This window comes from Streptomyces collinus, from assembly GCF_031348265.1.
Classification (GTDB): domain Bacteria; phylum Actinomycetota; class Actinomycetes; order Streptomycetales; family Streptomycetaceae; genus Streptomyces; species Streptomyces collinus.
The window spans coordinates 8,045,065-8,067,550 of sequence record NZ_CP133771.1 but is presented as its reverse complement, the minus strand read 5'-3'; the positions used below and the strand labels follow the sequence as shown (position 1 = coordinate 8,067,550).

The following is a 22,486-nucleotide window of genomic DNA, read 5'->3' as shown; positions in this document are numbered from 1 at the left end:
CGGCTGATCGGCCCACCTGTACGGGCGGACTCGTTCAGAAGTGCGGTAAGACGGCCACGGGGCAGCCGACGTGGTGGATCACGGCGTGGGTGACGGGGCCGGTACGCGGGACGGTCGGTCGCTCGGCGGGCCGGTGACCGACGACCAGGAGTCCGGCTCCGGTCGCCGCTCTCAGAAGGGCGTTGGAGGCCTCCAGCTTGTCCATGGCGCGCCGTACGCCGGGCACGGGCGGGATGTCCCGCTCCGACGCCGAGGCATCGAGCGGCCCGCTGCTGAAGAACCACACCGGCCGACCGGCCAAGGACCTGCCGTGTCGCCGCACGAAGCGGCGGGCGTCCTTGTGCCAGCGCCCGGCGTACAGCCCGCCACCGACCACGACGGCGTCGTACGGCGACACACTCGTCGCGGACCGGGCTGGCAGCGCCTCGGCCGCGACCCCTTCCTTGCGCAGGACGGCGGCGACGGCTTCGGCGATCTCCGCGGTCGATCCGTTCGTTGTTCCGTAGGCGACCAGCACGTTGCTCGGCATGGTGGTTCGCCTCCTTACAGTCGTCGAGCCGGTGGGTGAGCTTGTCGACGACGTCGACCCCGCCGTCGATCTGCCGAGTCATGGCAAGGGCGATCCCGGTCTCGCTCTTGCCGGCCGGTCCTCCTCTTCGAGCACCGGCAGCCGCTCCGCATGTCGCCGGGCCACTTCATGCCGGTTCCTCCTCAGCGCAGTCGGCGCAGATAGGGGTCCTGGGGCCTGCGCGGCAGGAGACGTATCCGCGCGTCGAGCACGGTGACCTGGCCGGGTGTGGCGAGGACCGGGTTGAAGTCGGCCTCGGCGAGTTGCGGCAGGTCCTCCGCCATGCGGGACAGCCGCAGGAGAACCTGTTCCAGGCCTTCGAGGTCCACGGGTCCGTTGCCGCGCGCGCCGAACAGCAGGGGTGCGCAGCGCGGGGCGGTGATGAGGTCGTGCACGTCGTGGTCAGTGAGCGGGGCGAGGCGGGCGGCGTGATCGGCGAGCACCTCCGTGGCCGTCCCGCCGAGGCCGAACAGGACGAGCGGCCCGAAGACGTCGTCCTGGACGACTCCGGCGAACAACTCGGTGCCGCGTTCGGCGAGCGGCTGCACGACCACCCCGGTCATCAGCCCGGCGAACCGACTCTCCAAGTCCTGGTAGGCCGCACGGACCTGGTCCTCGCCCCGCAGGTCGAGGTGGACCGCGTGCTGCTCGCTCTTGTGCACCAGTCCGGGCCAGTGGGCCTTCATGACCACCCGGCCGTCGACACCGCCCAGCCGTTCGGCGGCGAGGACGGCGTCGCCCTCTGTGTCGGCCCATGCCCACGGCAGCTGGGGAATGTCGTAGCAGGCCAGCAGGTCTGCGCAGATGAGTGGGTCGAGCCAGCCACCGTCCGGATGCGCGGCGAGGTACGTCTCAGTGATCTGGCGGGCTCGGCCGGTGTCGACTCCGACGAGAGCCGGTACGGTGCCTGCCGGGCGGGCGAGCCAGGCAGCCCGGCGGGCGGCGTGGGCGAGGGCCCGTGCCGCCGCCTGGGGCTCGGCGTACGAGGGGATGGTGCCGCCGTCGGCGGCGGGCAGCAGGCTGACCGCCACGTCCTGCTCCAGGCGGACGAGGGCCACCGGCCGCGCCTGTCGTCCCGGTCCTGCGGTGAGGGCCCGGACCAGATCGTCACCCGTCGCCGCGGCGACCGCGGTGGGGACGAGGGCGAGCAGCACGGCGTCGATCCCCGGATACGCCATGAGCCGGTCGACGCACTCGCGCAGTTGGTCCTCCGATACGGCCGCGGTGGCGTCCACGGGATTGCCGACGGCCGCACCGGAAGGCAGCACGGCCAACAGGTCGACGACGAGTCCGGGAGTGAACTGCGGCAGGACGAGCCCCGCTTCGGCGCAGGCGTCGGCGGTCAGCACGCCCGCGCCGCCGGCGTTGGTGACGATGGCGACGCGGGTCCCGGCCGGGTGCGGCTGAGTGTGGAACAGGGCCGCGGTGGCGAGGAGTTCGCCGATCGAGTGGGTGGCGGTGATGCCGGCCTGGGTGAACAGGGCCTGCCGGGTCATGGTGCGGGTCGCGGCGGCCGCCGTGTGTGAGGCGGCCGCCCGTCGGCCCGCGTCGGTGCGGCCTGCGTCGACGGTGAGGACGGGCATGCGGCGGGTGACGCGCCGGGCGGTGCGGGAGAAGGCCCGCGGGTTGCCGAAGGACTCCAGGTGCAGCAGGACGAGGTCGGTGCGGCCGTCGCTCTCCCACCACTGGAGCATGTCGTTGCCGCTGACGTCGTACTTGTCGCCGAGGGAGGCGAACGTGGACACGCCGATGCCCAGGCGGGACAACCCGTCGAGCAGGGCGATGCCCACACCACCGGACTGCACGGCCACGCCCGCGCGGCCGGGTTTCGGGTGACCGGCGGCGAACGTCGCGTCCAGGCCCAGGTCCGGGTCGGTGTTGGAGATGCCGAGGCAGTTGGGGCCTACCAGGCGCATGCCGTGGGTGCGGCAGGCGGTCAGGAGCGCCTGCGCCTGGGTACCGTCGAGGTCTGCGGAAACGACCACGAGGGCCCGTACGCCCGCCTTGCCGCACTCCTCGGCGACGGTCGGGACCGCGGGAGCGGGCGCGGCGATCACCACGAGGTCGGGCGTCCTGGGCAGGGAGGTGATCGAGGGGTAGGAAGGCACGCCCAGGATGTTGGTGGCACTGGGGTTCACCGCGAACAGGCGCCCGGTGTAACCGCCGGCGTGCAGGTGGTGCAGCAGGGCGCGGCCGACCGAGCCGGGCTTGCGGCCGGCGCCGACGACGGCCACCGCCTTCGGCCGCAGCAGCGGTACGAGGCTGGCCACGTCGGCGGCCCGGCCTCGGGCCTCCACCGCCGTCAGATAGGCGTCGTCCTCGTCGAGGGCTATCGTGCAGCGCACCTCGGCGCCCTCGAAGCGTCGGGTCACATCCAGGCCGAGGTCGGTGAAGAGCCTGAGGACTTCGCGGTTCTCGCTCAGCGCGTCGGCGGTGAAGGTGGTGACGCCGTCCGACCGGGCCGCCGAGACCAGGTGTTCGACGAGCAGGGTGCCCACGCCCCGGTGGTGCAGCCCGTCGGCGACGGCGACGGAGATCTCGGCCGAGTCCCTGCCGCCGCCGGTGTCGTACTCGGCGAGGCCGATCACCTGGCCCTTCGTCTCGGCCAGCAGTGCCCGGTAGCCGGGCCGTGCCGACGCACAGGCTCGATCGGCGGCCGCGGTGGCGGAACGGCGGCTCGCCGCGAAGAACCTCAGGCGCAGGTTCTCCGGGGACATCTCCTCGTACAGCCCCTCCAGCTGATCGTGGTCGCCGGGCAGCACGGGACGGATGCACACGGTGGTCCCGTCCGTGAGCAGGGCGTGGACAGGGGGTCGGTTGAGCACGTCGTCCGTCATCGCGGATCTCCTCCAAGTCTCTCGACTCTTCGAGCATCCAGCGGTCCGCCGCGGGGACCCATGGGCTGTCCGGGACCGATCCGAGGGCCGGTCGGCCCCATCACCCCGTCACGCTCGTCGATTCGGTCGCCGCTCGCAGGGGCGCGCCTCCGGGTGCGCTGGTCTGTCGGCGGTCAGTACGGTGGCGCTCCGATGTTCCGCCTTGGGCGAGTACCCAGCGGTGGATGACCGGGTCACCGGTGAGGAGGCTGCAGGGCCTGCGAGAAGGCGGCGAAACTGCCACGCACGGCGTACGCGGCAGCACTCGTGCGTCTGCAGACGGAGCTGGTGAAACTGCGGGAGTGGGTGAAGGCGGAGAGCACGCGGCTGCTTGTCGTCGTGAGGGGTGGAGGCGGCGGGCAGTCGCCCTGCCGAAGCCGACCGAGCGCGAACGGCAGCGGGACCTCTCCGGCCACGCGGCGGGGCCTTTGACCTCACGCCCGCTCGGGTACGACCGCCACCGGACAGGCGGAGTGGTGCAGGACGGTGTGGGCGACGCGGCCGAGCTGGAGGCCGACGTGCCTTGGCTGTCGGCGCCGGGCGCCGACAACGAGGAGGTCTGCCTCGCGCGAGGCGGCGAGGAGCACCCTGCGAGCGGGGCCCTCGATCGTGCGCCGGTGCACCTCCATGTCCGCGGGAGTATCCTTCAGGGCCGCTTCCAGCACCTTGGCAGCCTGCTCCTCGTGCAGGCGCGTGGGCTCGCCCGCGAGCAGGGGGTGGTCGGTGGTCTCGTGCGCGGGACGGCGCCAGGCGCGGACGGCGTCCAGCGGCACCCCACGCCTCTTCGCCTCCTCGTAGGCGAAGTCGACAGCAGCCGTCGACGCGTCGCCGACTCCGAGGAGGATGCGGCCGCGCAGCCCAGTCCTGGCCTGGTTGTCGTGGTTGCCACGGATGACGATCACCGGGCAGGACGCGTGGGCTGCCACGGTCAGGCTGACGGAGCCGAGCAGCAGGTTGGCGATGCCGCCGCGGCCACGGTTGCCCAGGACCAGCGCGGAAGCGTTCCGTCCCTCGCGCACCAGCGCGTATTCGGGCTCCTCGGGGAGCACGTCGGTGGATATCCTCACGTCCGCGGCACGCCTGCGGGCGCGCCGCGCCGCGGTCCCGACGATGTCCTCGGCCATGCTCCGTCCGGACGGCTTGCCCAGGTCATGCGCGAGCGCGGCGCCTTCATACCGTTCCCACAGCGAGGCGTTCACCAACCGCAGAGGCACCCCGCGCAGGGCGGCCTCGTCGGCCGCCCAGTCCACGGCCCGCAGGCTCGGCTCGGATCCGTCGACGCCGGCGACGAGCGGAAGGTCCATGGTGCTCATGACAGTGCTCCCAGGTCGAAGACGATGCGGGCCTTGACCTGGCCGCGCAGCACCTCGTCGATGGAGTCGTTGACGGCGGCGAGCGGGCGGGTCTCGTAGACGACCTTCGTCCGGCCGGCAGCGTGGAGCTGGAAGACCTCGGCGAGGTCCTGCCGGGTGCCGACGATCGAGCCGATCACACTGGTGCCGTTCAGGACCGTGTCGAAGATCGGCACCTGGATCGTGCCGTGCGCGGGCAACGCCACCATCACCAGCTTGCCGCCCCGGCGCAGACCGGAGTTGACCGCCGTGAACGCGGCCTCGTTCACCGCGAGCGCGATCGCCGCGTGCGCACCGCCGTGGCGCTTCAGCACCGCTTCCACGTCGTCCTTGCGGGCGTCGATGACGAGATCGGCACCCAACTCGCGGGCGAGTCGCAGCTTGTCGTCGGTGACGTCGATCGCGGCGACGGTGGCCCCGGCGATCTTCGCGTACTGCACGGCCAGGTGTCCGAGGCCGCCGACGCCGGAGATCGCGACGAGCTGAGCGGGCCGGACGTCGGCGACCTTCAGCGCCTTGTACGTCGTCACGCCCGCGCAGGTCAGCGGGGCCGCGTCGAACGGGGTGACACCCTCAGGCACCAGCTGGGCGAAGTCGGCCCAGGCCAGCATCTTCTCGGCGTACCCCCCGTCGCAGCCGTATCCGGTGTTGACCTGCTGCTCGCACAGCGTCTCCCAGCCGGACAGGCAGTGCTCACACCGCCCGCAGGCCCGGCCCAGCCAGGGCACCGCGACCCGCTGCCCGACGGCCAGGTGGGTGACGCCCTCGCCGAGGGCCTCCACCAGACCCACGCCCTCGTGCCCGGGCACGAACGGCGGGTTCGGCTTGACCGGCCAGTCCCCGTGCGCGGCGTGGATATCGGTGTGGCACAGCCCGGACGCCTCGAGACGGATACGGATCTGGCCGGGGCCGGGCTCGGGGTCGGGGCGCTCCTCGATGACCAGCGGTTCACCGAAGGCCCGGACGACTGCTGCCTTCATGGTTGCTTCTCCTCAGGATGCTCAGTCGTGCGGGACGACGGCGACGGGCGCGGTGGCGTGGTGCAGGACGGCGTGCGTGACGGGGCCGATGTGGGCACCGAACGGGTTGCGGCGGACCCGGCGGCCGACGACGACGAGGGATGCCGTGCGGGAGGCGTCGATCAGGTGCAGGGCCGGGCTGCCGTAGCGGGACTCCTCCAGAACCTCGACGTCCGGGTACTTTTGCCGCCAGGGGCGCAGCACCTCCGCCAGGTCGGTGGCCTCGCTCCGGGCGAGCGTCTCGTGGAAGCCGGGGTCGGCGGACAGGCCGTAGGCGTAGTAGGGCGGCGGGTTCCAACCGTGGACGACCCGCAGGGACGTGGCGCGGCGCGCCGCCGCGTCCAAGGCGAACTCGATCAGTCCCTCATCGGGCCGGCCTGTGTCCATGCCGAGCACGACGGGCCGGTAAGGGGCCGCCGCCGACGGAATGCCGGTGGGGTCCATCTCGTGCTCGTCTGCGGCCTGCTCTCCCGCGCGCACCAGGACGACCGGCAGCTCGGCGTGCGCCAGGACCGCCTGGCCGACAGAGCCGACCAGGAACCCGCCTACCCCGCTCATGCCGCGTGACCCCAGGACCAGCAACGCGGACTCCTTCGCCGCCGAGCACAGCGCCTCGGCGGCGTGGCCGGAGCACTGCTCCGTGCTCACCTCGACGCCCGGGTGCCGCAACCGCAGACCCGCGGCCGCTTCGCGCGGGATCCGCTCGGTCCAGTGCTGGTGGGTCTCGGCACCGAGGAGCGGTGCCTGGGCCATGGGCTCCGGCACCGGCTGCCAGACATGGACGAGCTTGAGCGCCAGCCCGCGTAGCTTCGCTTCCCTGGCCGCCCACTCGGCGGCGGCCCGGCTCTCGGACGAGCCGTCGAGACCTACGGTGATCGTGCGGGACATGCTCTCAACCTCCAGAAGTGGAGCAAGGGATCCGATTCGAGGGTCGTGCGCGGGCGGCGGGCAGTGCAGGGGCCACTGGTCCCGGACCGGGACCCGACCGTCCCTCCCACTGCCCGGGCGGTGGGCCCGGTGGCGAGCCCACCGCATCCCCGCGTTCAGCGCAGCCAGCCGTTGTCGCGGACGAACGGGAGCCTGGCCCAGAGCCGGCCGGCCCCAAGGGTGTCGCCCGCGGAGACGGCAGCCAGGGCGATCAGGACGGCGGCGTAGACGAGGTGGTAGTCGGCGAAGGGGTTCGTCGACATGCTCGGCGAACCGTCCGAGAGGTGCTGGGCCGGTGGCCACTCCGCGACCCACATCAGCGCCATCATCACGGTCCCCGCCACCGCGGCCAGGCGCAGTCCGATCCCCGCGACCAGTGCCAGGCCGATGCCCAGCAGGCCGAGCATGAACAGCCAGTCCGCCCAGGCCGCGCCGGCCCACTCGTGGAACGTCGACTCCATCGGCCCGACGGACAGGGAGCCGAGGAACCCCTTCGTCGGCGATCCGCCGTCGATCCAGCCCTTGCCGGACGGGGTGGCGTAACCAAATCCGAACGTCTTGTCCAGGAAGGCCCACAGGAAGACGAAGCCCATGAGGAGGCGCACCGAACCGAAGACGTAGGCCCGCGCGGTGTGCGTGTCGTCGCGTGCCGACACGGCGGACCCGGGTGCGGTGGACGTCGGGTTCCTGCGGAACGACGGCAAGTGGAGACCCGCACTGCGGTGTGAGTGATCGTGCACGGCCATGACGGTGATCCCTTCGGGGATGGTCCGGTTGGTGCCTGACACCGTTCACTGTCCTGGGCGGCGCCGGTCCGCGCCGGAGGCCGAAGGTCCACGGCGGCGGGCTGAACGGCCCTGGGCCGGGGGGCCGTTCGGCGCGATATGACCAACCCGACGGGTCCCAAGGCGGCGGGCCGGCTGTCCGGCTCCGCCGCACTTGTGCCGCGAACCGGACAGCTGTGCCTGGTGCTGGGCGTGGCCCTGCGCGGCGGAGAGCCGCCACCGGGTTCAGGACACGCAGCTCTCAGCCGTGGGTGTGTCGCCCGCGGCCCGCCCCGTCGGGCCCGCCTGGCCGCTCTGCACGGCCCGCGAGGCGCTGAAGGCCGGGTGATCCGCTCACCGGTCCGCCGGCGTGATGCGACGCCTTGTCACGCGGACGGGCCGGATCATCACCCACAATGTGCGTCCTTCCCCCGGCCCGGATCGGTATGGGCCCGCGTGTCCAGTCGGCGCACCTCGTCGGGGTCTCTGACGGCCTCGGCCCGGCCGACCGCGAGAACGCTCCAGCCCTGGCTCATCGCATCGTCGATGTGGTCCACCTCGAAGGCGACCTCCGTGCCGACGGCCACGGCGGGAGCCGCGTCCGGCGAGGTGCGGAAGACAAGGGCGTCGTCGACCACCTCGTAGTAGACCGGGAGCATGGCCGGGCCATCAGGTGTGGTCACAGAAACGCGCCCACTCCGTGTGTGGGCAGCAAGGTGCGGTACTCCTCCTGGCTGAGTTCCCTCAGGCGGGGGTGCAGGAGGGCGTGTCCCTGCCCTGGTGGCAGATCCTGGTCACCGCCCCGCGGTTCGACGAGACGGGTGCCGAGGGCGTCGGCCAGTCGCGGCAGCGTCGCCGGACTGGGATCCGAAGGATGTTCCTCCAGGCAGGCGAGGTACTCCGGCGCCATGTGGGCGCGGCGAGCCGTTTCCTCCCGGCTGAGACCCTGTCGCCGACGGCGGCCGCCACGCGCCGCCCCACGTCCCCGGGTCTTGTCGCGGCGCTGCGGGGACGGCTCGCGTGCTCGGGTCCGTCGTCCCGCCTGACGCTGCAGCCTCCGTTTCCCTCGGTGGGTCCGCTCTTGGCTCGCCTTTCCAGGATCACGCCGGGCCGGGTCCCGCACCCCTGGGTGGCGTCCCGGCGTCCTTCCGCGCGGAGGCAGCACCTGGTGCCTCGCCATGATCACCCTTCCGAGGGGCCCTGTCCTTCCCTCACCGGGGCGTGCCACACCAGTCGCGTTCCGCCGCCGTCCCGGTCGGCGAGTTCCATGTCCCCGCCGAGCTTCCTGGCTCGCTCGGCCATGTTGGCGAGGCCGCTGCGGCGGCCCTCCTCGGGTACGCCCACACCGCTGTCGGTGACCGTGAGGCTTACCTCGTTGCCATCGGTCTCCAACACCACCTCGGCGCGGTCGGCGTGCGCGTGACGGGCGATATTGGTGAGGGACTCGGACAGCACGGCCACGATGTGGTCGGCGGTCTCCTTCGGGACATGGGTGTCGAGCAGTCCCTCCATGCGCACGCTGGGCGCGAAGCCCAGGACGGGAGCGGCCTCACCGACCACGCGTACCGCTCGGGCCCGCAGGCTGGGGGCCGCGTCGTCGTCGCGCGTGCGCAGGCCGAAGATCGTCGACCGAATGATCTTGATGGTTTCATCGAGGTCGTCAACAGCCCGCAGCACGCGCTCCGAGGCCTGCGCGTGCTCGATGAGGCGGCCGGCGCTCTGCAGGGTCATCCCGGTGGCGAACAGCCGCTGGATGGCCAGGTCGTGCAGGTCCCGGGCGATCCGGTCGCGATCTTCGAGAACAGCGATCTGTTCGGCGTCCTTACGGCGTTCGGCGAGTTCCATGGCGACCGCGGCCTGCGCGGCGAAGCCCTGCAGCGGCTCCATCTCCTTCTGGGTGAACTCATTCGCGCCCGCCTCACGCACCAGCAGCACGACCCCGCGTACGCCGTCCCCCGTCCCCACGGGCACGGCGACGGCCGGCCCCAGGCCGGAAAAACGCGGCGGCCCGGCCGAGATCCGGTCGTCCTGGGAGACGTCCGGGCTGGTCACCGGTACCACGTCGGCGAAGGCCCGCCCGATGAGGCTTCCCTCGACGGGCAGCACCAGCCCTCGGTGGGCCTCCGCCTGCCGGCCGATGGCCAGCTCCACGGTGAGCGTGTCGGTGTCTTTCATCGGCACCGCGACCACGGCGAGTGCGGCGCCGGTGATGTCGCGCGCTCGCTCGGCGATCAGCCGCAGTACCTCCGCCTGGTCGCCGCCGGACATCAGACTGTGGGTGATCTCCGCGTTCGCTTGCAGCCACCGTTCACGCAGCCGGGATTCCTCGTACAGACGGGCGTTGTCGATGGCGACGCCGGCGGCCACGGCGAGGGTGGACAGGACGGCCTCGTCCTCCTCGTCGAAATCGGTCCCGCCCCGCTTCTCGGTCAGGTACAGGTTGCCGAACACCTGGTCCCGGACCCGGATGGGAACGCCCAGGAACGTGTTCATCGGGGGATGGTGCGGCGGGAAACCATAGGAGGCCGGATGCTCGGAGAGCTTCGGCAGGCGCAGCGGCTCGGGGTGGCGGATGAGCTCGCCCAGGATGCCGTGACCCTCCGGGTAGTTCCCGATGCGAGCGATCTGGTCCTCACTGACGCCGACCGTGTGGAAGGCCGACAGCCGCTTGCCGTCCGGGCCGATCACGCCGAGTGCGCCGTACTGCGCGTCCACCAGTGCCGTCGCGGCCTCCACGATGCTGTACAGCGCCTGCTCCAGGTCCAGTTCCCGGCCGACCGACAGCACCGCTTCCAGCAGACTGTGCACCCGGTCCTGGGTTCCCCGGGCCGCGTCGATGCGGGCCTGCAACTCCTCCAGCAGCTCGTCCAGTCTGAGCTGGGGCAGCCGTACCTGGGCCTTCCGAGCCTCCTCGGAGCGTGACAACGTGATCCTCCAACCGTCCGCGCAGAGCCGACCGCCGTCCGCTCATCTGCCACGGTAGCGGTCGGCGCGCGAGGAGGACACGAGATCAGCCCTGCCAGGAGCGAGCACGCCCGCCCCGGTCAGGTGCGCGGCAACCTCGCGGCGACGTACTCCGTGAGGTCGAGCAGGCGGTTGGTGTACCCCCACTCGTTGTCGTACCAGCCGAAGACCTTCACCAGGTCGCCGTGGGCCTGGGTCAGCGGGGCGTCCAGGACGCACGAGGCGGGGTCTCCCACGACGTCGCGGGAGACGATCGGCGCGTCGGACACGCGCAGGATGCCCTTCAGCGGCCCGTCGGCGGCCTCCCGGAAGGCCACGTTGACCTCGTCGGCGGTCACCGGCCGGTCGAGCACCACGCTCAGGTCGGTCAGCGACCCGTCCTCGACGGGGACGCGTACGGCGATGCCGTCCAGGGTGCCGGACAGTTCCGGCAGGACGAGGCCGACCGCGCGGGCCGCACCGGTGCTGGTGGGGATGATGTTGACAGCGGCGCTGCGGCCCCGGCGCGGGTCCTTGTGCGGACCGTCGAGGACCACCTGGTCGTTGGTGTAGCCGTGGATGGTGGTCATCAGCCCCTTGACGAGGCCGAAGTGCTCGTCCAGCACCTTCACCATCGGGGCCACGCAGTTGGTCGTGCAGGAAGCGTTGGAAACCACGTGATGCAGGTCCGGGTCGTACGTTCCTTCATTGACGCCCATCACCACAGTGGCGTCGACGCCCTTCCCCGGAACCGACAGCAGCACCTTGCGCGCTCCCGCCTCCAGATGCAGGCCGGCCTGCTCGCGCGTGCGGAAGCGGCCGGTGGACTCGATGACGACGTCCACGCCGAAGTCGCCCCAGGCAAGGGCGCCGGGGTCGCGCTCCGCGGTGACGGCCACGCGGTGGCCGTCGACGGTCAGCGAACTGGCGTCGTGCTCGACGACGCGACCGAGGCGCCCATAGGTCGAGTCGTACGCCAGCAGATGGGCCAGCGCCTCCGGCGAGGTGAGATCGTTGACCGCCACCACCTCGATGGAAGTGCCGGCAGGATTCTCCGCGCGCTCCAGTGCGCAGCGCAGATAGCTGCGTCCGATGCGGCCGAAGCCGTTGATGCCCACGCGTACGGTCATGTCCCTCGTCCTCCCCGACGGGTTGGCGATACCCGGTGTCGTCCGGGCGCGATATCAGCCTTCCGCCGGCGGGTAGGGCGGTGCTTGGGCCCAAGGGGGGTGAACCGGGGGCCGTTCGGCCCTGCGCGGCGGCGGGCCGGGGCGGGAGGCGTCGGCAGCGCCTCGCCGCTCTCCCGGCTCCGCCTCAGCGTCCCTCGCCGCGCAGCCGGTCCTGCGCCTGAGTGGCGATGACCGCGGCCTGGATACGACGCTCCACGCCCAGCTTGGCCAGCAGGCGGGAGATGTGGTTCTTCACCGTCTTCTCCGCCAGATACAGCCGCTGGCCGATCTGCCGATTGGTCAGGCCCTCACCGATCAGGGCCAGGATCTCCCGCTCCCGCTCGGTCAGCCCCGGCAGGGCGTCCGGCTCTTCCTCCTGCTTCTGACCTCCCCGCAGCCTTGCCATCAGCTTGGTCGTGGCGCTCGGGTCCAGCAGCGACTGGCCGCCGGCCACGGTGCGCACCGCCGAGACCAGGTCCGAGCCCTGGATCTGCTTCAGGACGTACCCCGACGCACCTGCCATGATCGAGTCCAGCAGGGCCTCCTCGTCGTCGAACGAGGTCAGCATCAGACAGGCCAGCTGGGGCATGCTCGAGCGCAGTTCACGGCACACGGTCACGCCGTCGCCGTCGGGCAGGCGGACGTCGAGGACCGCGACATCGGGGCGCAGCGCGGGGACGCGCACCAGGGCCTGCTCGACCGTGGCGGCTTCGCCGACCACCGTGATGTCCGGCTCGTCGTTCAGCAAGTCGTGCACACCGCGCCGAACGACCTCGTGATCGTCCAGGAGGAAGACCCTGATGGGACCTCCGGTGCCGGCCTGCTCACTGTCCGCCATCGGTTACTCCTTGTGATGTCCTCTTCTGTTTCCACGGGAATCCTTCCCCGTCCGAGGGACTGGAGGCCAGGGCCAGTGGTCCCTGATTACCGGATTCCGCTCTCCGGATTCCCCACCTGGTGGATTTGCTACCACCGCCGGCGGCGTCGTGCAGGTTGTGCGGCGCGCTGGATCGCGGCGATGCAATCCGGAGAGAGTGGCTCAGGCATTGAGGTCCACCCCGTACAGGGTGCGTCCGCCGACGAGCTCGCGCCCGGTGACCAGTTCGGGCTCGATACGGACGAAGACTCCCTGCGGTGAGGGTGCCCAGGAGGCCGAAACGGTGCGGGCCAGGCGTTCGTGCTCGGCGGGGTCGGTCACCACGACGGCGGTGCCGGTGACGATGACGCTCCAGCCGGAGTGCCGGACCGCGTCGACGTCGTCGACCTCGAAGGCGACGACCGCGCCGTCGATCGCGCGGACGAGTTCCGAGGCCGCGGAAGCGCGCAGCACCACCGCGCCTTCGCCGTCCAGACCGAAGTTCACCGGCAAGACGGCGGGCAGGGCCTGGCGCGTGTAGACGATGCGGCCGACGGGCACCTTGGCCAGCCGCCGAAGGCACTCCTGCCGTCCGAGTTCGTGGAAACCGTCGTTGGTGTACATCAGCCGGCCCCGTCTCTCGCTTGGTACACGGTTCTGCGTCAGCCCATCCTGAGCCGGATGCGGACCGGGAATGAGGGGCCATCGGTCCCGGCCGTACCGGAGAACGACCCGTGTCACACCGCGATCGACGGGCCCGCACGTCCGGGAGCGGGTGCGCGTCCCGTCGGGGGCTTCACGCCGCCGGACAGGAACCGACAGATCCGCCCCCCTACCACGGACCGGATTCTGAGCCCGGCTGTTCATGACCCCACGCGGTCCCCACCACGGCGCGGGGAACGGGCGCCGAGTCGGGCGTCGCGACTGCGGTAGACGATGTAGGGGCGGGTGAGGCAGCCGAGCGGTGCGGTGAGCATGCGCACGAGCCGGGTGAACGGCCGGGCCGCGAACAGCAGGAGGGCGCTGATCGCGTGGAGTTGGAAGAGCACCGGGGCTTTGGTCATCACAGGGCCGGACCGGGCTGAAGGTAGAAGATGGAGCGGCACCACACTCCTCCGCGTACCGCCTTGTCTGCATGCGCACCCGCGGAACGACGGCTGCGATCGGCCTTCCTCGCGTCGTGTGGGGGTAGGGCCGGTCGGCCCTACCCCCACACGACGGCCGCGGGGACGATGGACTGATGTACCAGAACGACGCCTTTCGCGCACTCGACCGGCAGGAAAGCCTGCGCCTGCTCGCCAAGGTGCCGGTCGGCCGCGTGGTCTATACCAGGCAGGCATTGCCCGCGGTCCTCCCCGTCAACTTCTCCCTGGACACGGACAGCTCTGTCCTGCTGTGCACCTCGCCGGACTCGGACCTCGTAGGCGCCATCGACGGCGTCGTCGTCGCCTTCGAGGCGGACGAGTTCGACGCGGCAACCCGGTCCGGCTGGAGCGTGGTCGTCACCGGACGGGCCACCGTGGTGACCGACCCCGCGGAGCACGAGCGGCTGTCCCGGGACGGCCCCGCGTCCTGGATGCCCCTGGCAGGGGCCGCGTTCGTGCGGATCGAATCCCAGATGGTCACCGGCCGGGAGCTTCGCCCGCCGGGCCTGTGAGCAAGTGATCACGGCTTGAGCCAAAAGGGCCGGCGGCAGCCCGCCCCTGCGCAGGACCTCGGCGACGGCTCGGCGATCCGCGCCGTCGATCCGTTCGTTGTTCCATGGGCGACCAGCACGCTGCTGGGCATGACGGCTCGCCTCCTCGCCCCATGGGCAGGGCCGGGCAGGGCCATGGCACGGTGCCCTCCCCCACCATCGGCCCGACGCCTTTCGGCTGCATCTCAGCCCACGACCAGATCGGGGCGCACCAGCGTTCCCGATCTCCCGTAGAGGATCTCGTACGCCGCGTCCAGGGCACCGATCGCGGCCAGTCCCCCGGTGCGTTCGACGAACCGGGCGGCGGCCTCCGTCTTGGGGCCCATGGAGTCGGCGGGGAAACCTGCGCGGCGCAGGTCGTCGGGCGTGGCGTCGAGGACGGGCTGCGGGTCACGGGTGCCGTAGCCGGTGTAGACGCACGGGACGTCGGTGAGGATGAGCAGGAAGTCGGCCTTGAGTTCCTCGGCGAGCAGCGCGGCGGTGAGGTCCTTGTCGACGACCGCGTCCACTCCGTGCAGTGCGCCGGTGTCGCTGTCGGCGGTGACGGGTACGCCTCCGCCGCCGGCGCAGATGACGAGCGCTCCGCAGGTGAGCAGGTCGTGGATGGTCTCCGTCTCGACGATGCCCTCGGGCATGGGTGAGGCGACGACCTGGCGCCACCCGGTGGCGTCCTTGGCGATGTGCCATCCGTGCCTTCGCGCGAGGGTGCGGGCGACGTCCCGGGGGTACACCGGGCCGACGCGCTGTGCGGGTCGTGCGAAGGCCGGGTCGTCGGCCCGTACCAACGTGTGGGTGACGAGTGCGGCGACCTTGTGGCCGGCCAGCGTGTCGCGCAGGGCCCGGACCAGCAGTGAGCCGATCAGCCCCTGGGTCTGGGCACCCAGCAGGTCCAGCGGATAGGGGGTGGTCAGGACCGGGTCGGCCGCGCTCTCCATGGCGAGCAGGCCGATCTGCGGCTCGTTGCCATGGGTGATCACGATCTCGTGTTCGAGAGCGAGAGCGGCGACGGCGGTGGTCACCCGGTCGATGTTCGACTGCTGTACCGCGGCGTCGGGGCGGTCACCCCGGCGCAGCAGGGCGTTGCCGCCGAGGGCGATGACGATGCGCATGGCTTGAGTCCTCCAGAGGAGCCACGAGAAGGTGAAGGAGGCTGGTGCTTCGGGTTCGTGGCGGGCAGTGCGGGCCGGCGGCGCTGTGCCCGCAGGACGAGCGCGTCGCGCGCGGCGCTGAGCACGAAGCCGACCGCGGTGGACATCGCCAGGAGGACGGCGAACCGCCTCCAGAACTCCGGGGGCAGTGACGTATCCACCATGCCCATCCCCTTCCGTTTCCGTCGGGTTGGCTCTCGGATCCATGAAACCTCCGGGCCCGTCCGGGCACAGGGTGCCGAAGGGCCCGGACGAGGTACCGGGCGGCCCGGTCATGGGGCCGGGTGGCCCATGGCCCGGCACCGGGCACGGGGACACGCTGGGCATGGCAGGTTCTCGTACGCCCTGACTGGAGGCACTCCATGAACGCTCCCGCCACGGCCACCATGCTGCAGGGACTCCCCGCCGAGCACCGGCAGCGGCTGATGCGTTTCGCCCGGGAGGTGTCCTTCCCCCAGGGCACCCGCCTCTTCGAGGAAGGAGGCCGCGCCGACCGGTTCTGGATCATCCGCACCGGTTCGGTCGACCTCGACATGCGGGTCCCCGGCCGCCGCGCCGCCGTCATCGAGACCCTCCGGCCCAACGAACTCATCGGCTGGTCCTGGCTGTTCGCCCCGCACGCCTGGCACCTGGGCGCCGAGGCCACCAGCCCGGTACGCGCCTACGAGTTCGACGCCCCGACGATCCGCTCGATGTGCCAGGACGACCCCGCGCTCGGCGCGAGCGTCGCCCAGTGGGTGGGCGGTGTCCTCGCCCACCGCCTGCGCTCGGCCCGCACGCGGCTGCTCGACCTGTACGCCCCCTACGGCAGCGGCAGCCTCCTGTGACCGCGCCCACGACTCGGAGCACGACAGCTACCAGGGAGGGATGATGCACGGCAGCCCGCACATCGTCAGCGACGTGATGACCCACACCGTCGCCGCCATCGGCCGTAATGCCACCTTCAAGGAGATCGTGCGGATGATGCACGACTGGAAGGTCAGCGCCCTGCCCGTTCTGGAGGGTGAAGGCCGCGTCGTCGGGGTCGTGTCCGAGGCCGACCTGCTGCCCAAGGAGGAGTTCCGCGACAGCGACCCCGACCGGCGCACCCAGCTCCGGCGCCTGTCCGATCTCGCGAAGGCCGGAGCGGTGACCGCCGGGGAGCTGATGTCCTCTCCCGCCCTCACCGTCCAGGCCGACACGACGCTTGCCCAGGCCGCGCGGACCCTTGCGCGCGCCAGGGTCAAGCGGCTGCCGGTCGTCGACGAGCTGGGCATGCTGCAGGGCATCGTGAGCCGCGCCGACCTGCTGAAGGTGTTCCTGCGCGACGACGAGGACATCGCCGAGGAGGTCCGGCGGGAAGTGGTGTCGTACCTCTTCCCCGCGCCGGCATCGGCCGTACGCGTGGCGGTGCGGGAGGGAGTCGTGAAGCTCGGCGGCCGTATGCGGGACACCTCGCTGGTCCCGGTGGCTGCCCGCCTGATCCGTGCCGTCGAGGGGGTCGTGGACGTGGAGTTCGACCTCTCCGAGCACGCGCCCGCAGCGGCCAGGGGCACGCTGCAGTAGCGTGCTGTCCGGGTCCACCTGTATCGCCGGGTGCTGGAGGCGGCATGGCCGGCGAGAAGGCTGCGACGCTGCCGCGCAAGACCTACGAGAAGGAACTGCTGCGTCTGCAGACGGAGTTGGTGAAGCTGCAGGAGTGAGTGCGCGCGGAGGGCGCCCGCCTGGTCGTCGTCATCGAGGGACGGGACGCGGCCGGCAAGGGCGGCACCAGCAAACGGGTGGCCGAGCACCTCAACCCCCGCGTCCCCCGCATCGTGGCGCTGCCGAAGCCCACCGAGCGCGAGCGCACCCAGTGGTACTTCCAGCGGTACGCCGAGCATCTGCCCGCCGCCGGAGAGATCGTGCTGTTCGACCGCAGCTGGTACAACCGGGCGGGCGTGGAGCACGTCATGGGCTTCTGTTGGAGTCCGAAGGTCTGCTGCTGCCGCCGGGCCCCGACGACCAGCAGGTCGGCGGTGGCCGACGCCTCCAACAGAACCTTGCCTGGCGGCCCCTGCCCCTCGGCGGTGCGCCGGTGCACCTCCACGGACGGGTACTCTGCGGCCACCTCGTTCAGCGCGGCCTCCAGCGTCTCGGCGGCTCCCTGTTCGTGCTGGCGGGCCGGCTCGCCCGCGAGGAGGGGGTGGTCGGCGGTCTGGTGCGCGGGGCACCGCCAAGCCCGTACGGCCTCCAGTACGGCCCCACGTCGTTCCGCCTCCTCGAAGGCGAAGCGCACGGCCGCCGAACCGTGCGCCTCCTCGCCGACGCCGAGCAGGATGCGCCCGCGCGTCACCGGCTGTACCCGCTTGTCATGGCGGCCGCGCAGCACGATCACCGGGCAGGCGGCACAGGCGGCCACGGCCAGGCTGACGGAACCGAGCAGGAACTCGGCGATACCGCCGCGCCCCGGGACCCCAGGACGAGGGCGGAGGCGTGGGCCCCCTCCCGCACCAGTGCGTACTCCGGTTCCTCGGGCAGTACCTCGGTGGACACCTTCAGATCCGGTTTCCGGGTGCTCGCCCGCCGGGCGGCGCCGTCGACGATGCCGTCGGCGAGCACCGGCCCGGACGGCTCGCCGAGGTCCTCGGCCGGCGCGGCACCTTCGTACCGCTCCAACAGCGAGGCATGCACCAGCCGCAGCGGCACCCCGCGCAGGGCAGCCTCGTCCGCCGCCCAGTCGACGGCCCGCAGACTCGGCTCGGATCCGTCCACGCCCACGACCAGAAGGAGTTCCATGGTGCCGTGGTGCACCTCGTTCATGGTGGCTTCTCCTGAAGGGTCTCGGGTGCGTCAGTCGTGCGCGACGACGGCGACGGGCGCGGTGGCGTGGTGCAGCACGGCGTGCGTGACGGAGCCGATGTGGGCGCCGAGCGGGCTGCGGCGGGCCCGGCGGCCGACGACGACCAGGGACGCGTCGCGGGAGGCGCCGACCAGGTGGACGGCGGGACTGCCGGGACGGGACTCCTCGATGACCTCGACGGCCGGGTACTTCTCCTTCCAGTGGTGCAGCACCTCGGTCAGCGTGGCAGCGTCCTGCTTGCCCAGCGCGGCGTCGAGTTCGGGGTCGGCGGGCAGACCGTAGGCGAAGTACGGCGGCGGGTTCCAGACGTGGACGACCCGCAGCGGTGTGACGCGGCGGGCGGCCGCCTCGAAGGCGAAGGAGAGCAGCGTGTCGTCGGGGTGGTCGGTGTCGAGCCCGAGGACGACAGGCCCGCCGGTGGCCTTCTCGCCGGCACGGACCAGAACCACAGGCTGCTCGGTGTGCGCCAGGACGGCCTGGCCCACGGAGCCGACGAGGAATCCTCCGATGCCGCTCAGCCCTCGGGAGCCGAGGACAAGCAGCTCGGCGTCCTTCGCGGCCTCAGTCAGCACCTCGGCGGGCCGGCCGGAGACCTGTTCCAGCGACACGTCCAGTCCGGAGTGACGCACCTTGAGGTCCTCGACCACCTCGCGCGGCACACGCTCGCTCCACCGCTGCTGAGTCTCGCCGCCGAGGAACTGCGCCAGGGCGATGGGCGCGGGAACCGGCTCCCACACGTGGACGAGTCTGAGCGGCAGGAAGCGCCGCTTCGCCTCGCGGGCCGCCCACTCTGCCGCGGCACGGCTCTCAGCCGAGCCATCGAGACCTACGACGACACTGCGGATCATGTTCTGCCTCCTCGTCGGGGATTCGACTCCAGCGTGGTGGCGCGGGGACAGGTGGTGCAGGGGCCGCAGGTCCCGAGCCGGGGCCAGTAGGCCCTGGGGGCGGCGGCACGGAGTGGGCCGACAGGCCTCTTCGCGCGGTCCGTTGGCCACTGGATCCTTAAGGCCACTCGTCAGAAGGAGGATCATGTCCCGCAGTTCGGGAGACCGGGCTCCGCGACGGCAGGGGTGGCGCCGTCCGATGCCCGGGCTCGGCACCCTCCTCGGCTACCGGCGCTCGTGGCTGAGGGGCGACGTCGTGGCCGGGGTGACGGTGGCCGCGTACCTCGTGCCCCAGGTAATGGCCTACGCGGGCGTGGCCGGGCTGCCGCCGGTCGCCGGACTGTGGGCGATCCTGCCCGCGCTTGTCCTGTACGCCCTGCTCGGGTCCTCCCGCCTGCTCTCGGTCGGCCCGGAGTCGACGACCGCGCTGATGACGGCGACGGTGGTCGGTCCGCTCGCCGCCGGAGATCCGGCCCAGTACGCGACGCTGGCGGCCACGCTCGCGATCGCGGTGGGACTTCTGTGCGTGCTGGCCTGGGCGATGCGGCTCGGCTTCCTCGCGGATCTGCTGTCCCGGCCGGTGCTCATCGGGTACCTGACCGGCGTGGCGCTGATCATGATGGTGGATCAACTGCCCAAGCTGACCGGCGTCGACACGGCGGGTTCCACGTTCTTCCCGCAGCTGTGGTCCTTCGTCCGGAGCCTGGCGGACGCCCATCCCGCCACGGTCGTCTTCGCCTCCGTCGCGCTGGCGTTCCTCTTCGCCGTCGCCCGGTACGTCCGCGCCGTCCCCGGCCCCCTGCTGGTAGTGGTACTGGGTACCGCGGCCGTGGCAGCACTCGGGCTCGACGACCGGCACGGCATCAAGGTGATCGGTGACGTCCCGGCCGGACTGCCCGGGCTCGCCGTGCCGGACCTGACCGAGCTGCCGCACTTGGTAGTGCCCGCGCTGGGCGTCCTCCTCGTCGGCTACACCGACTTCATCCTCACCGCGCGCGCCTTCGCCGACCGGGACCAGAGCACGGACACGGACACGGACACGCTGGACACCAACCAGGAGTTCCTGGCCATGGGTGCCGTCAACGTCGGGGCGGGCATGGTGCACGGCTTCCCGGTCAGCAGCAGCGCCAGCCGCACCGCGCTCGCCTCCTCGGCAGGCGCCCGCAGCCAGGCGTACTCGCTCGTCGCCGCCGCGGCCGTCCTGGCGGTACTGCTCTTCCTCAGTCCGCTGCTGTCCCGCACCCCGAAGGCCGTACTGGGTGCCCTTGTGGTCTACGCGGCCGTCCGCATGATCGACCTGGCGGGCTTCCGGAGACTGGCGTCCTTCCGCCGTCGGGAACTGCTGCTGGCACTCGGCTGCCTCACCGGGGTCCTCGCCCTGGACATCCTGTACGGGGTACTGGTCGCCATAGGCCTGTCCGTGGCCGAGCTGCTCGCCAGGGTCGCCCGGCCGCACGACGCCGTCCTGGGACTGGTCCCCGGAGTCGCCGGCATGCACGACATCGACGACTACCCCAAGGCCCGCAGCATCCCCGGCCTGCTGGTCTACCGCTACGACTCCCCGCTGTTCTTCGCCAACGCGGAGGACTTCCGCCGCCGGGCCCTGGCCGCGGTCAACGAACAGACCGGCCCGGTCCGATGGTTCGTCCTCAACACCGAGGCCAACGTCGAGGTGGACATCACCGCCCTGGACGCCGTCGACGCACTCCGCCGCGAACTCACCGACCGCGGCATCGTCTTCGCCCTCGCCCGCGTCAAGCAGGACCTGCTGGACGACCTGACGGCGTACGGCCTCGCGGACACCGTCGGCCCCGAGCGGATCTTCCCCACCCTGCCGACGGCCGTAGCCGCGTACCGGGAGTGTCGCCGCGACCAGTAGGCCGCCCAGCGTTCCTTGTGCAGCCACCCACTGCTTGCGGAGTGCCCGCGAACGCCGTCGTCGTAGGACGCAGCTGACCGCGCCCGACTCGGCAGCGGACAGGGCCGACAGGAGGTCGTCCCCAGTCCATCCGGCCCGGTCCCGGCGGGACTCGTGGGGCAACCGTGCCTGAATCGATGGGGCCATTCGGCCCCTCTTCGCCCAGTACCGCCGAATGCGGTCCGGTGCCTGCTACACAGAAGACGGTCGCCCCTTCGTTACGGCGCCCATCCCACCTCACCCCGCTTGCCTGGGAGTCTTCATGCTGTCCGCAGAATCCGCCGCCGTGGTACGCGCCACCCTGCCCGCCGTGGCCGGAGCCCTCGACGAGATCACCACCCGCTTCTACGGCGCCATGTTCCGCGACCGGCCGGAGCTCCTCGACGGGATGTTCAACCGTGGCAACCAGGCAAGCGGTGCCCAGCGCCGCGCCCTGGCCGGTTCGATCGCCGCCTTCGCGACCAGGTTGCTGGAGCAACCGGACGTCCGGCCCGACGCCCTGCTGAGCCGTATCGCGCACAAGCACGCCGCGGTGGGGGTCACCGAGGACCAGTACACGATCGTGCACAAGTACCTGTTCGGCGCGATAGCCGAGGTACTCGGCGACGCGGTCACCCCCGAGGTGGCGGCCGCGTGGGACGAGGTGTACTGGCTGATGGCCGGCGCCCTGATCGCCCAGGAGGCCCGCCTCTACCAGGAGGCGGGCGTCGAGCCCGGGCACATCTGGCGGCAGTGGACGGTCGTCGAGCGCCGCAGCGAAACCGACGACGTGGTGTCCTTCCTGCTCCGCCCCTCCGACGGGCAGCCGGCACCGCAGGCGCGGGCGGGTCAGTACGTGAGCGTACGGGTGCTGATGGCCGACGGGGTGCACCAACTGCGCCAGTACAGCCTGTCGTCCGACCCGGGCGGGGACCTGCGGCGCATCACCGTCAAGCGGGTCGCAGGCACGTCCGGCGCGCCGGACGGCGAGGTCTCCAACCTGCTGCACGACCAGGTACGCGAGGGGGACGAACTGACGCTGTCGGCTCCCTTGGGGGATGTCTTCCTCGACGACCCGGCCGACGCCACCAGCCCGGTCGTCCTGGTCTCAGCGGGCATCGGCGGCACCCCCATGACCAGCATCCTGGCGCATCTCGCCGCCCTGGGCTCGACCCGGCCGGTGCTGGTGCTGCACGCCGACCGCTCCCCCGCCGGCCATGCCCTGCGCACCGAGACGGGGGAGCTGGTCGGGCAACTTCCGGGTGCCTGCGCGGTCTTCTGGTACGAACAGCCCGGCCCGGAGGAACCGGACACGCGCGAGGGGCTGATGAACCTCGACGGCATCGAACTGCCCGACGGCGGCACGGTGTTCCTGTGCGGGCCGCTGCCTTTCATGCGGGAGGTGCGCGGCCAGTTGCTGGCCGCGGGCGTCCCGGCGCGCAGCATCCGCTACGAGGTCTTCGGCCCCGACCTGTGGCTGCCCGGCCCGGCGGCCTGAACGACTGATGGGGCCGTCCGGACCAGGCGAGTGACCAACAGCCCACCGACGGCGCACGCAGGCAC

The 22,486-nt window shown here is 71.7% G+C and carries 18 protein-coding genes and 4 pseudogenes; 7 read left to right on the top strand and 15 right to left on the bottom strand.

Annotation, left to right across the window (positions count from 1 at the left end):
• Window positions 1-34 precede the first annotated feature (34 nt).
• Both RFN52_RS36300 and RFN52_RS36295 read right to left on the bottom strand, forming a co-directional pair.
• Complete coding sequence (locus RFN52_RS36300; protein WP_184853094.1) at window positions 35-529, bottom strand: flavodoxin domain-containing protein; 495 nt, start codon at window positions 527-529, stop codon at window positions 35-37.
• Window positions 530-711: 182 nt separating this feature from the next.
• Window positions 712-3,405: a bifunctional acetate--CoA ligase family protein/GNAT family N-acetyltransferase gene (locus RFN52_RS36295; protein ID WP_184853093.1), complete on the bottom strand. Its 2,694-nt coding sequence runs from the start codon at window positions 3,403-3,405 to the stop codon at window positions 712-714.
• A gap of 276 nt (window positions 3,406-3,681) precedes the next feature.
• On the opposite strand from RFN52_RS36295, the pseudogene RFN52_RS40195 reads away from it, so the two are divergent.
• Window positions 3,682-3,839, top strand: a pseudogene (locus RFN52_RS40195) (polyphosphate kinase 2); the annotation flags it as partial.
• A 39-nt stretch (window positions 3,840-3,878) separates the two neighbouring features.
• Here RFN52_RS40195 and RFN52_RS36285 read toward each other — a convergent pair.
• The 10 genes and pseudogenes from RFN52_RS36285 to RFN52_RS36240 all read right to left on the bottom strand — a co-directional run bounded on the left by RFN52_RS36285 (window position 3,879) and on the right by RFN52_RS36240 (window position 13,538).
• Window positions 3,879-4,748: a universal stress protein gene (locus tag RFN52_RS36285; protein ID WP_184854167.1), complete on the bottom strand. Its 870-nt coding sequence runs from the start codon at window positions 4,746-4,748 to the stop codon at window positions 3,879-3,881.
• Between the two features lie 5 nt (window positions 4,749-4,753).
• Window positions 4,754-5,776, bottom strand: a complete 1,023-nt coding sequence (adhP, locus tag RFN52_RS36280) for an alcohol dehydrogenase AdhP (protein WP_184853091.1) — start codon at window positions 5,774-5,776, stop codon at window positions 4,754-4,756.
• Between the two features lie 21 nt (window positions 5,777-5,797).
• Window positions 5,798-6,703 (bottom strand): universal stress protein, encoded by a 906-nt coding sequence (locus tag RFN52_RS36275; RefSeq protein ID WP_184853089.1) that lies wholly within the window; start codon window positions 6,701-6,703, stop codon window positions 5,798-5,800.
• Window positions 6,704-6,858: 155 nt separating this feature from the next.
• Window positions 6,859-7,488, bottom strand: coding sequence for a DoxX family membrane protein (locus RFN52_RS36270; RefSeq protein WP_184854166.1), 630 nt, complete (start codon window positions 7,486-7,488; stop codon window positions 6,859-6,861).
• Between the two features lie 372 nt (window positions 7,489-7,860).
• Window positions 7,861-8,499 (bottom strand): annotated as a pseudogene (locus RFN52_RS40270) (pyridoxamine 5'-phosphate oxidase family protein); the annotation flags it as partial.
• 189 nt (window positions 8,500-8,688) lie between these two features.
• The gene (locus RFN52_RS36260; protein WP_184853088.1) at window positions 8,689-10,431 is read right to left on the bottom strand and encodes a sensor histidine kinase; all 1,743 of its coding nucleotides are present in this window, start codon (window positions 10,429-10,431) and stop codon (window positions 8,689-8,691) included.
• 119 nt (window positions 10,432-10,550) lie between these two features.
• Window positions 10,551-11,579, bottom strand: a complete 1,029-nt coding sequence (gene gap, locus RFN52_RS36255) for a type I glyceraldehyde-3-phosphate dehydrogenase (RefSeq protein WP_184853086.1) — start codon at window positions 11,577-11,579, stop codon at window positions 10,551-10,553.
• Between the two features lie 184 nt (window positions 11,580-11,763).
• Complete coding sequence (locus tag RFN52_RS36250) at window positions 11,764-12,456, bottom strand: response regulator (RefSeq protein ID WP_184853084.1); 693 nt, start codon at window positions 12,454-12,456, stop codon at window positions 11,764-11,766.
• Window positions 12,457-12,657: 201 nt separating this feature from the next.
• Window positions 12,658-13,098, bottom strand: a complete 441-nt coding sequence (locus tag RFN52_RS36245) for a pyridoxamine 5'-phosphate oxidase family protein (protein WP_184853083.1) — start codon at window positions 13,096-13,098, stop codon at window positions 12,658-12,660.
• A gap of 239 nt (window positions 13,099-13,337) precedes the next feature.
• Window positions 13,338-13,538, bottom strand: coding sequence for a respiratory nitrate reductase subunit gamma (locus RFN52_RS36240; protein WP_184853081.1), 201 nt, complete (start codon window positions 13,536-13,538; stop codon window positions 13,338-13,340).
• Between the two features lie 176 nt (window positions 13,539-13,714).
• Between RFN52_RS36240 and RFN52_RS36235 the strand changes: the two genes are divergently transcribed.
• Window positions 13,715-14,131, top strand: a complete 417-nt coding sequence (locus RFN52_RS36235) for a pyridoxamine 5'-phosphate oxidase family protein (protein WP_184853079.1) — start codon at window positions 13,715-13,717, stop codon at window positions 14,129-14,131.
• Window positions 14,132-14,355: 224 nt separating this feature from the next.
• Here RFN52_RS36235 and RFN52_RS36230 read toward each other — a convergent pair whose 3' ends face one another.
• Window positions 14,356-15,279: a carbamate kinase gene (locus RFN52_RS36230; RefSeq protein ID WP_184853077.1), complete on the bottom strand. Its 924-nt coding sequence runs from the start codon at window positions 15,277-15,279 to the stop codon at window positions 14,356-14,358.
• Window positions 15,280-15,680: 401 nt separating this feature from the next.
• On the opposite strand from RFN52_RS36230, the gene RFN52_RS36225 reads away from it, so the two are divergent.
• The 3 genes and pseudogenes from RFN52_RS36225 to RFN52_RS36215 form a co-directional block, all read left to right on the top strand.
• Window positions 15,681-16,145, top strand: a complete 465-nt coding sequence (locus RFN52_RS36225) for a cyclic nucleotide-binding domain-containing protein (protein ID WP_184853075.1) — start codon at window positions 15,681-15,683, stop codon at window positions 16,143-16,145.
• A 43-nt stretch (window positions 16,146-16,188) separates the two neighbouring features.
• Window positions 16,189-16,863 carry a CBS domain-containing protein gene (locus tag RFN52_RS36220; protein WP_184854165.1) on the top strand — a complete coding sequence of 225 codons (675 nt, stop codon included), beginning with the start codon at window positions 16,189-16,191 and terminating at the stop codon, window positions 16,861-16,863.
• A 44-nt stretch (window positions 16,864-16,907) separates the two neighbouring features.
• Window positions 16,908-17,261, top strand: a pseudogene (locus tag RFN52_RS36215) (polyphosphate kinase 2 family protein); the annotation flags it as partial.
• Here RFN52_RS36215 and RFN52_RS36210 read toward each other — a convergent pair.
• Both RFN52_RS36210 and RFN52_RS36205 read right to left on the bottom strand, forming a co-directional pair.
• Window positions 17,261-18,075 (bottom strand): annotated as a pseudogene (locus RFN52_RS36210) (universal stress protein); the annotation flags it as partial. The pseudogenes RFN52_RS36215 and RFN52_RS36210 overlap by 1 nt on opposite strands.
• A gap of 54 nt (window positions 18,076-18,129) precedes the next feature.
• Window positions 18,130-18,987 (bottom strand): universal stress protein, encoded by an 858-nt coding sequence (locus RFN52_RS36205; RefSeq protein ID WP_184853074.1) that lies wholly within the window; start codon window positions 18,985-18,987, stop codon window positions 18,130-18,132.
• A 184-nt stretch (window positions 18,988-19,171) separates the two neighbouring features.
• Here RFN52_RS36205 and RFN52_RS36200 point away from each other — a divergent pair, with 184 nt between their 5' ends.
• Both RFN52_RS36200 and RFN52_RS36195 read left to right on the top strand, forming a co-directional pair.
• Window positions 19,172-20,905 (top strand): SulP family inorganic anion transporter, encoded by a 1,734-nt coding sequence (locus RFN52_RS36200; RefSeq protein ID WP_184853072.1) that lies wholly within the window; start codon window positions 19,172-19,174, stop codon window positions 20,903-20,905.
• Window positions 20,906-21,206: 301 nt separating this feature from the next.
• Window positions 21,207-22,421 carry a globin domain-containing protein gene (locus RFN52_RS36195; RefSeq protein WP_184853070.1) on the top strand — a complete coding sequence of 405 codons (1,215 nt, stop codon included), beginning with the start codon at window positions 21,207-21,209 and terminating at the stop codon, window positions 22,419-22,421.
• Window positions 22,422-22,486 lie beyond the last annotated feature (65 nt).

What these genes read in the sequence shown, in the direction of transcription:
- RFN52_RS36275 (WP_184853089.1), bottom strand. Translation starts at nt 6,703, where the DNA reads ATGTCCCGCACGATCACCGTAGGTCTCGACGGCTCGTCCGAGAGCCGG.
- RFN52_RS36235 (WP_184853079.1), top strand. Translation starts at nt 13,715, where the DNA reads ATGTACCAGAACGACGCCTTTCGCGCACTCGACCGGCAGGAAAGCCTG.
- RFN52_RS36245 (WP_184853083.1), bottom strand. Translation starts at nt 13,098, where the DNA reads ATGTACACCAACGACGGTTTCCACGAACTCGGACGGCAGGAGTGCCTT.
- RFN52_RS36295 (WP_184853093.1), bottom strand. Translation starts at nt 3,405, where the DNA reads ATGACGGACGACGTGCTCAACCGACCCCCTGTCCACGCCCTGCTCACG.
- RFN52_RS36250 (WP_184853084.1), bottom strand. Translation starts at nt 12,456, where the DNA reads ATGGCGGACAGTGAGCAGGCCGGCACCGGAGGTCCCATCAGGGTCTTC.
- RFN52_RS36195 (WP_184853070.1), top strand. Translation starts at nt 21,207, where the DNA reads ATGCTGTCCGCAGAATCCGCCGCCGTGGTACGCGCCACCCTGCCCGCC.
- RFN52_RS36225 (WP_184853075.1), top strand. Translation starts at nt 15,681, where the DNA reads ATGAACGCTCCCGCCACGGCCACCATGCTGCAGGGACTCCCCGCCGAG.
- RFN52_RS36270 (WP_184854166.1), bottom strand. Translation starts at nt 7,488, where the DNA reads ATGGCCGTGCACGATCACTCACACCGCAGTGCGGGTCTCCACTTGCCG.
- RFN52_RS36220 (WP_184854165.1), top strand. Translation starts at nt 16,189, where the DNA reads ATGCACGGCAGCCCGCACATCGTCAGCGACGTGATGACCCACACCGTC.
- RFN52_RS36230 (WP_184853077.1), bottom strand. Translation starts at nt 15,279, where the DNA reads ATGCGCATCGTCATCGCCCTCGGCGGCAACGCCCTGCTGCGCCGGGGT.
- RFN52_RS36240 (WP_184853081.1), bottom strand. Translation starts at nt 13,538, where the DNA reads ATGACCAAAGCCCCGGTGCTCTTCCAACTCCACGCGATCAGCGCCCTC.
- RFN52_RS36205 (WP_184853074.1), bottom strand. Translation starts at nt 18,987, where the DNA reads ATGATCCGCAGTGTCGTCGTAGGTCTCGATGGCTCGGCTGAGAGCCGT.
- RFN52_RS36285 (WP_184854167.1), bottom strand. Translation starts at nt 4,748, where the DNA reads ATGGACCTTCCGCTCGTCGCCGGCGTCGACGGATCCGAGCCGAGCCTG.
- RFN52_RS36200 (WP_184853072.1), top strand. Translation starts at nt 19,172, where the DNA reads ATGTCCCGCAGTTCGGGAGACCGGGCTCCGCGACGGCAGGGGTGGCGC.
- gap (WP_184853086.1), bottom strand. Translation starts at nt 11,579, where the DNA reads ATGACCGTACGCGTGGGCATCAACGGCTTCGGCCGCATCGGACGCAGC.
- RFN52_RS36300 (WP_184853094.1), bottom strand. Translation starts at nt 529, where the DNA reads ATGCCGAGCAACGTGCTGGTCGCCTACGGAACAACGAACGGATCGACC.
- adhP (WP_184853091.1), bottom strand. Translation starts at nt 5,776, where the DNA reads ATGAAGGCAGCAGTCGTCCGGGCCTTCGGTGAACCGCTGGTCATCGAG.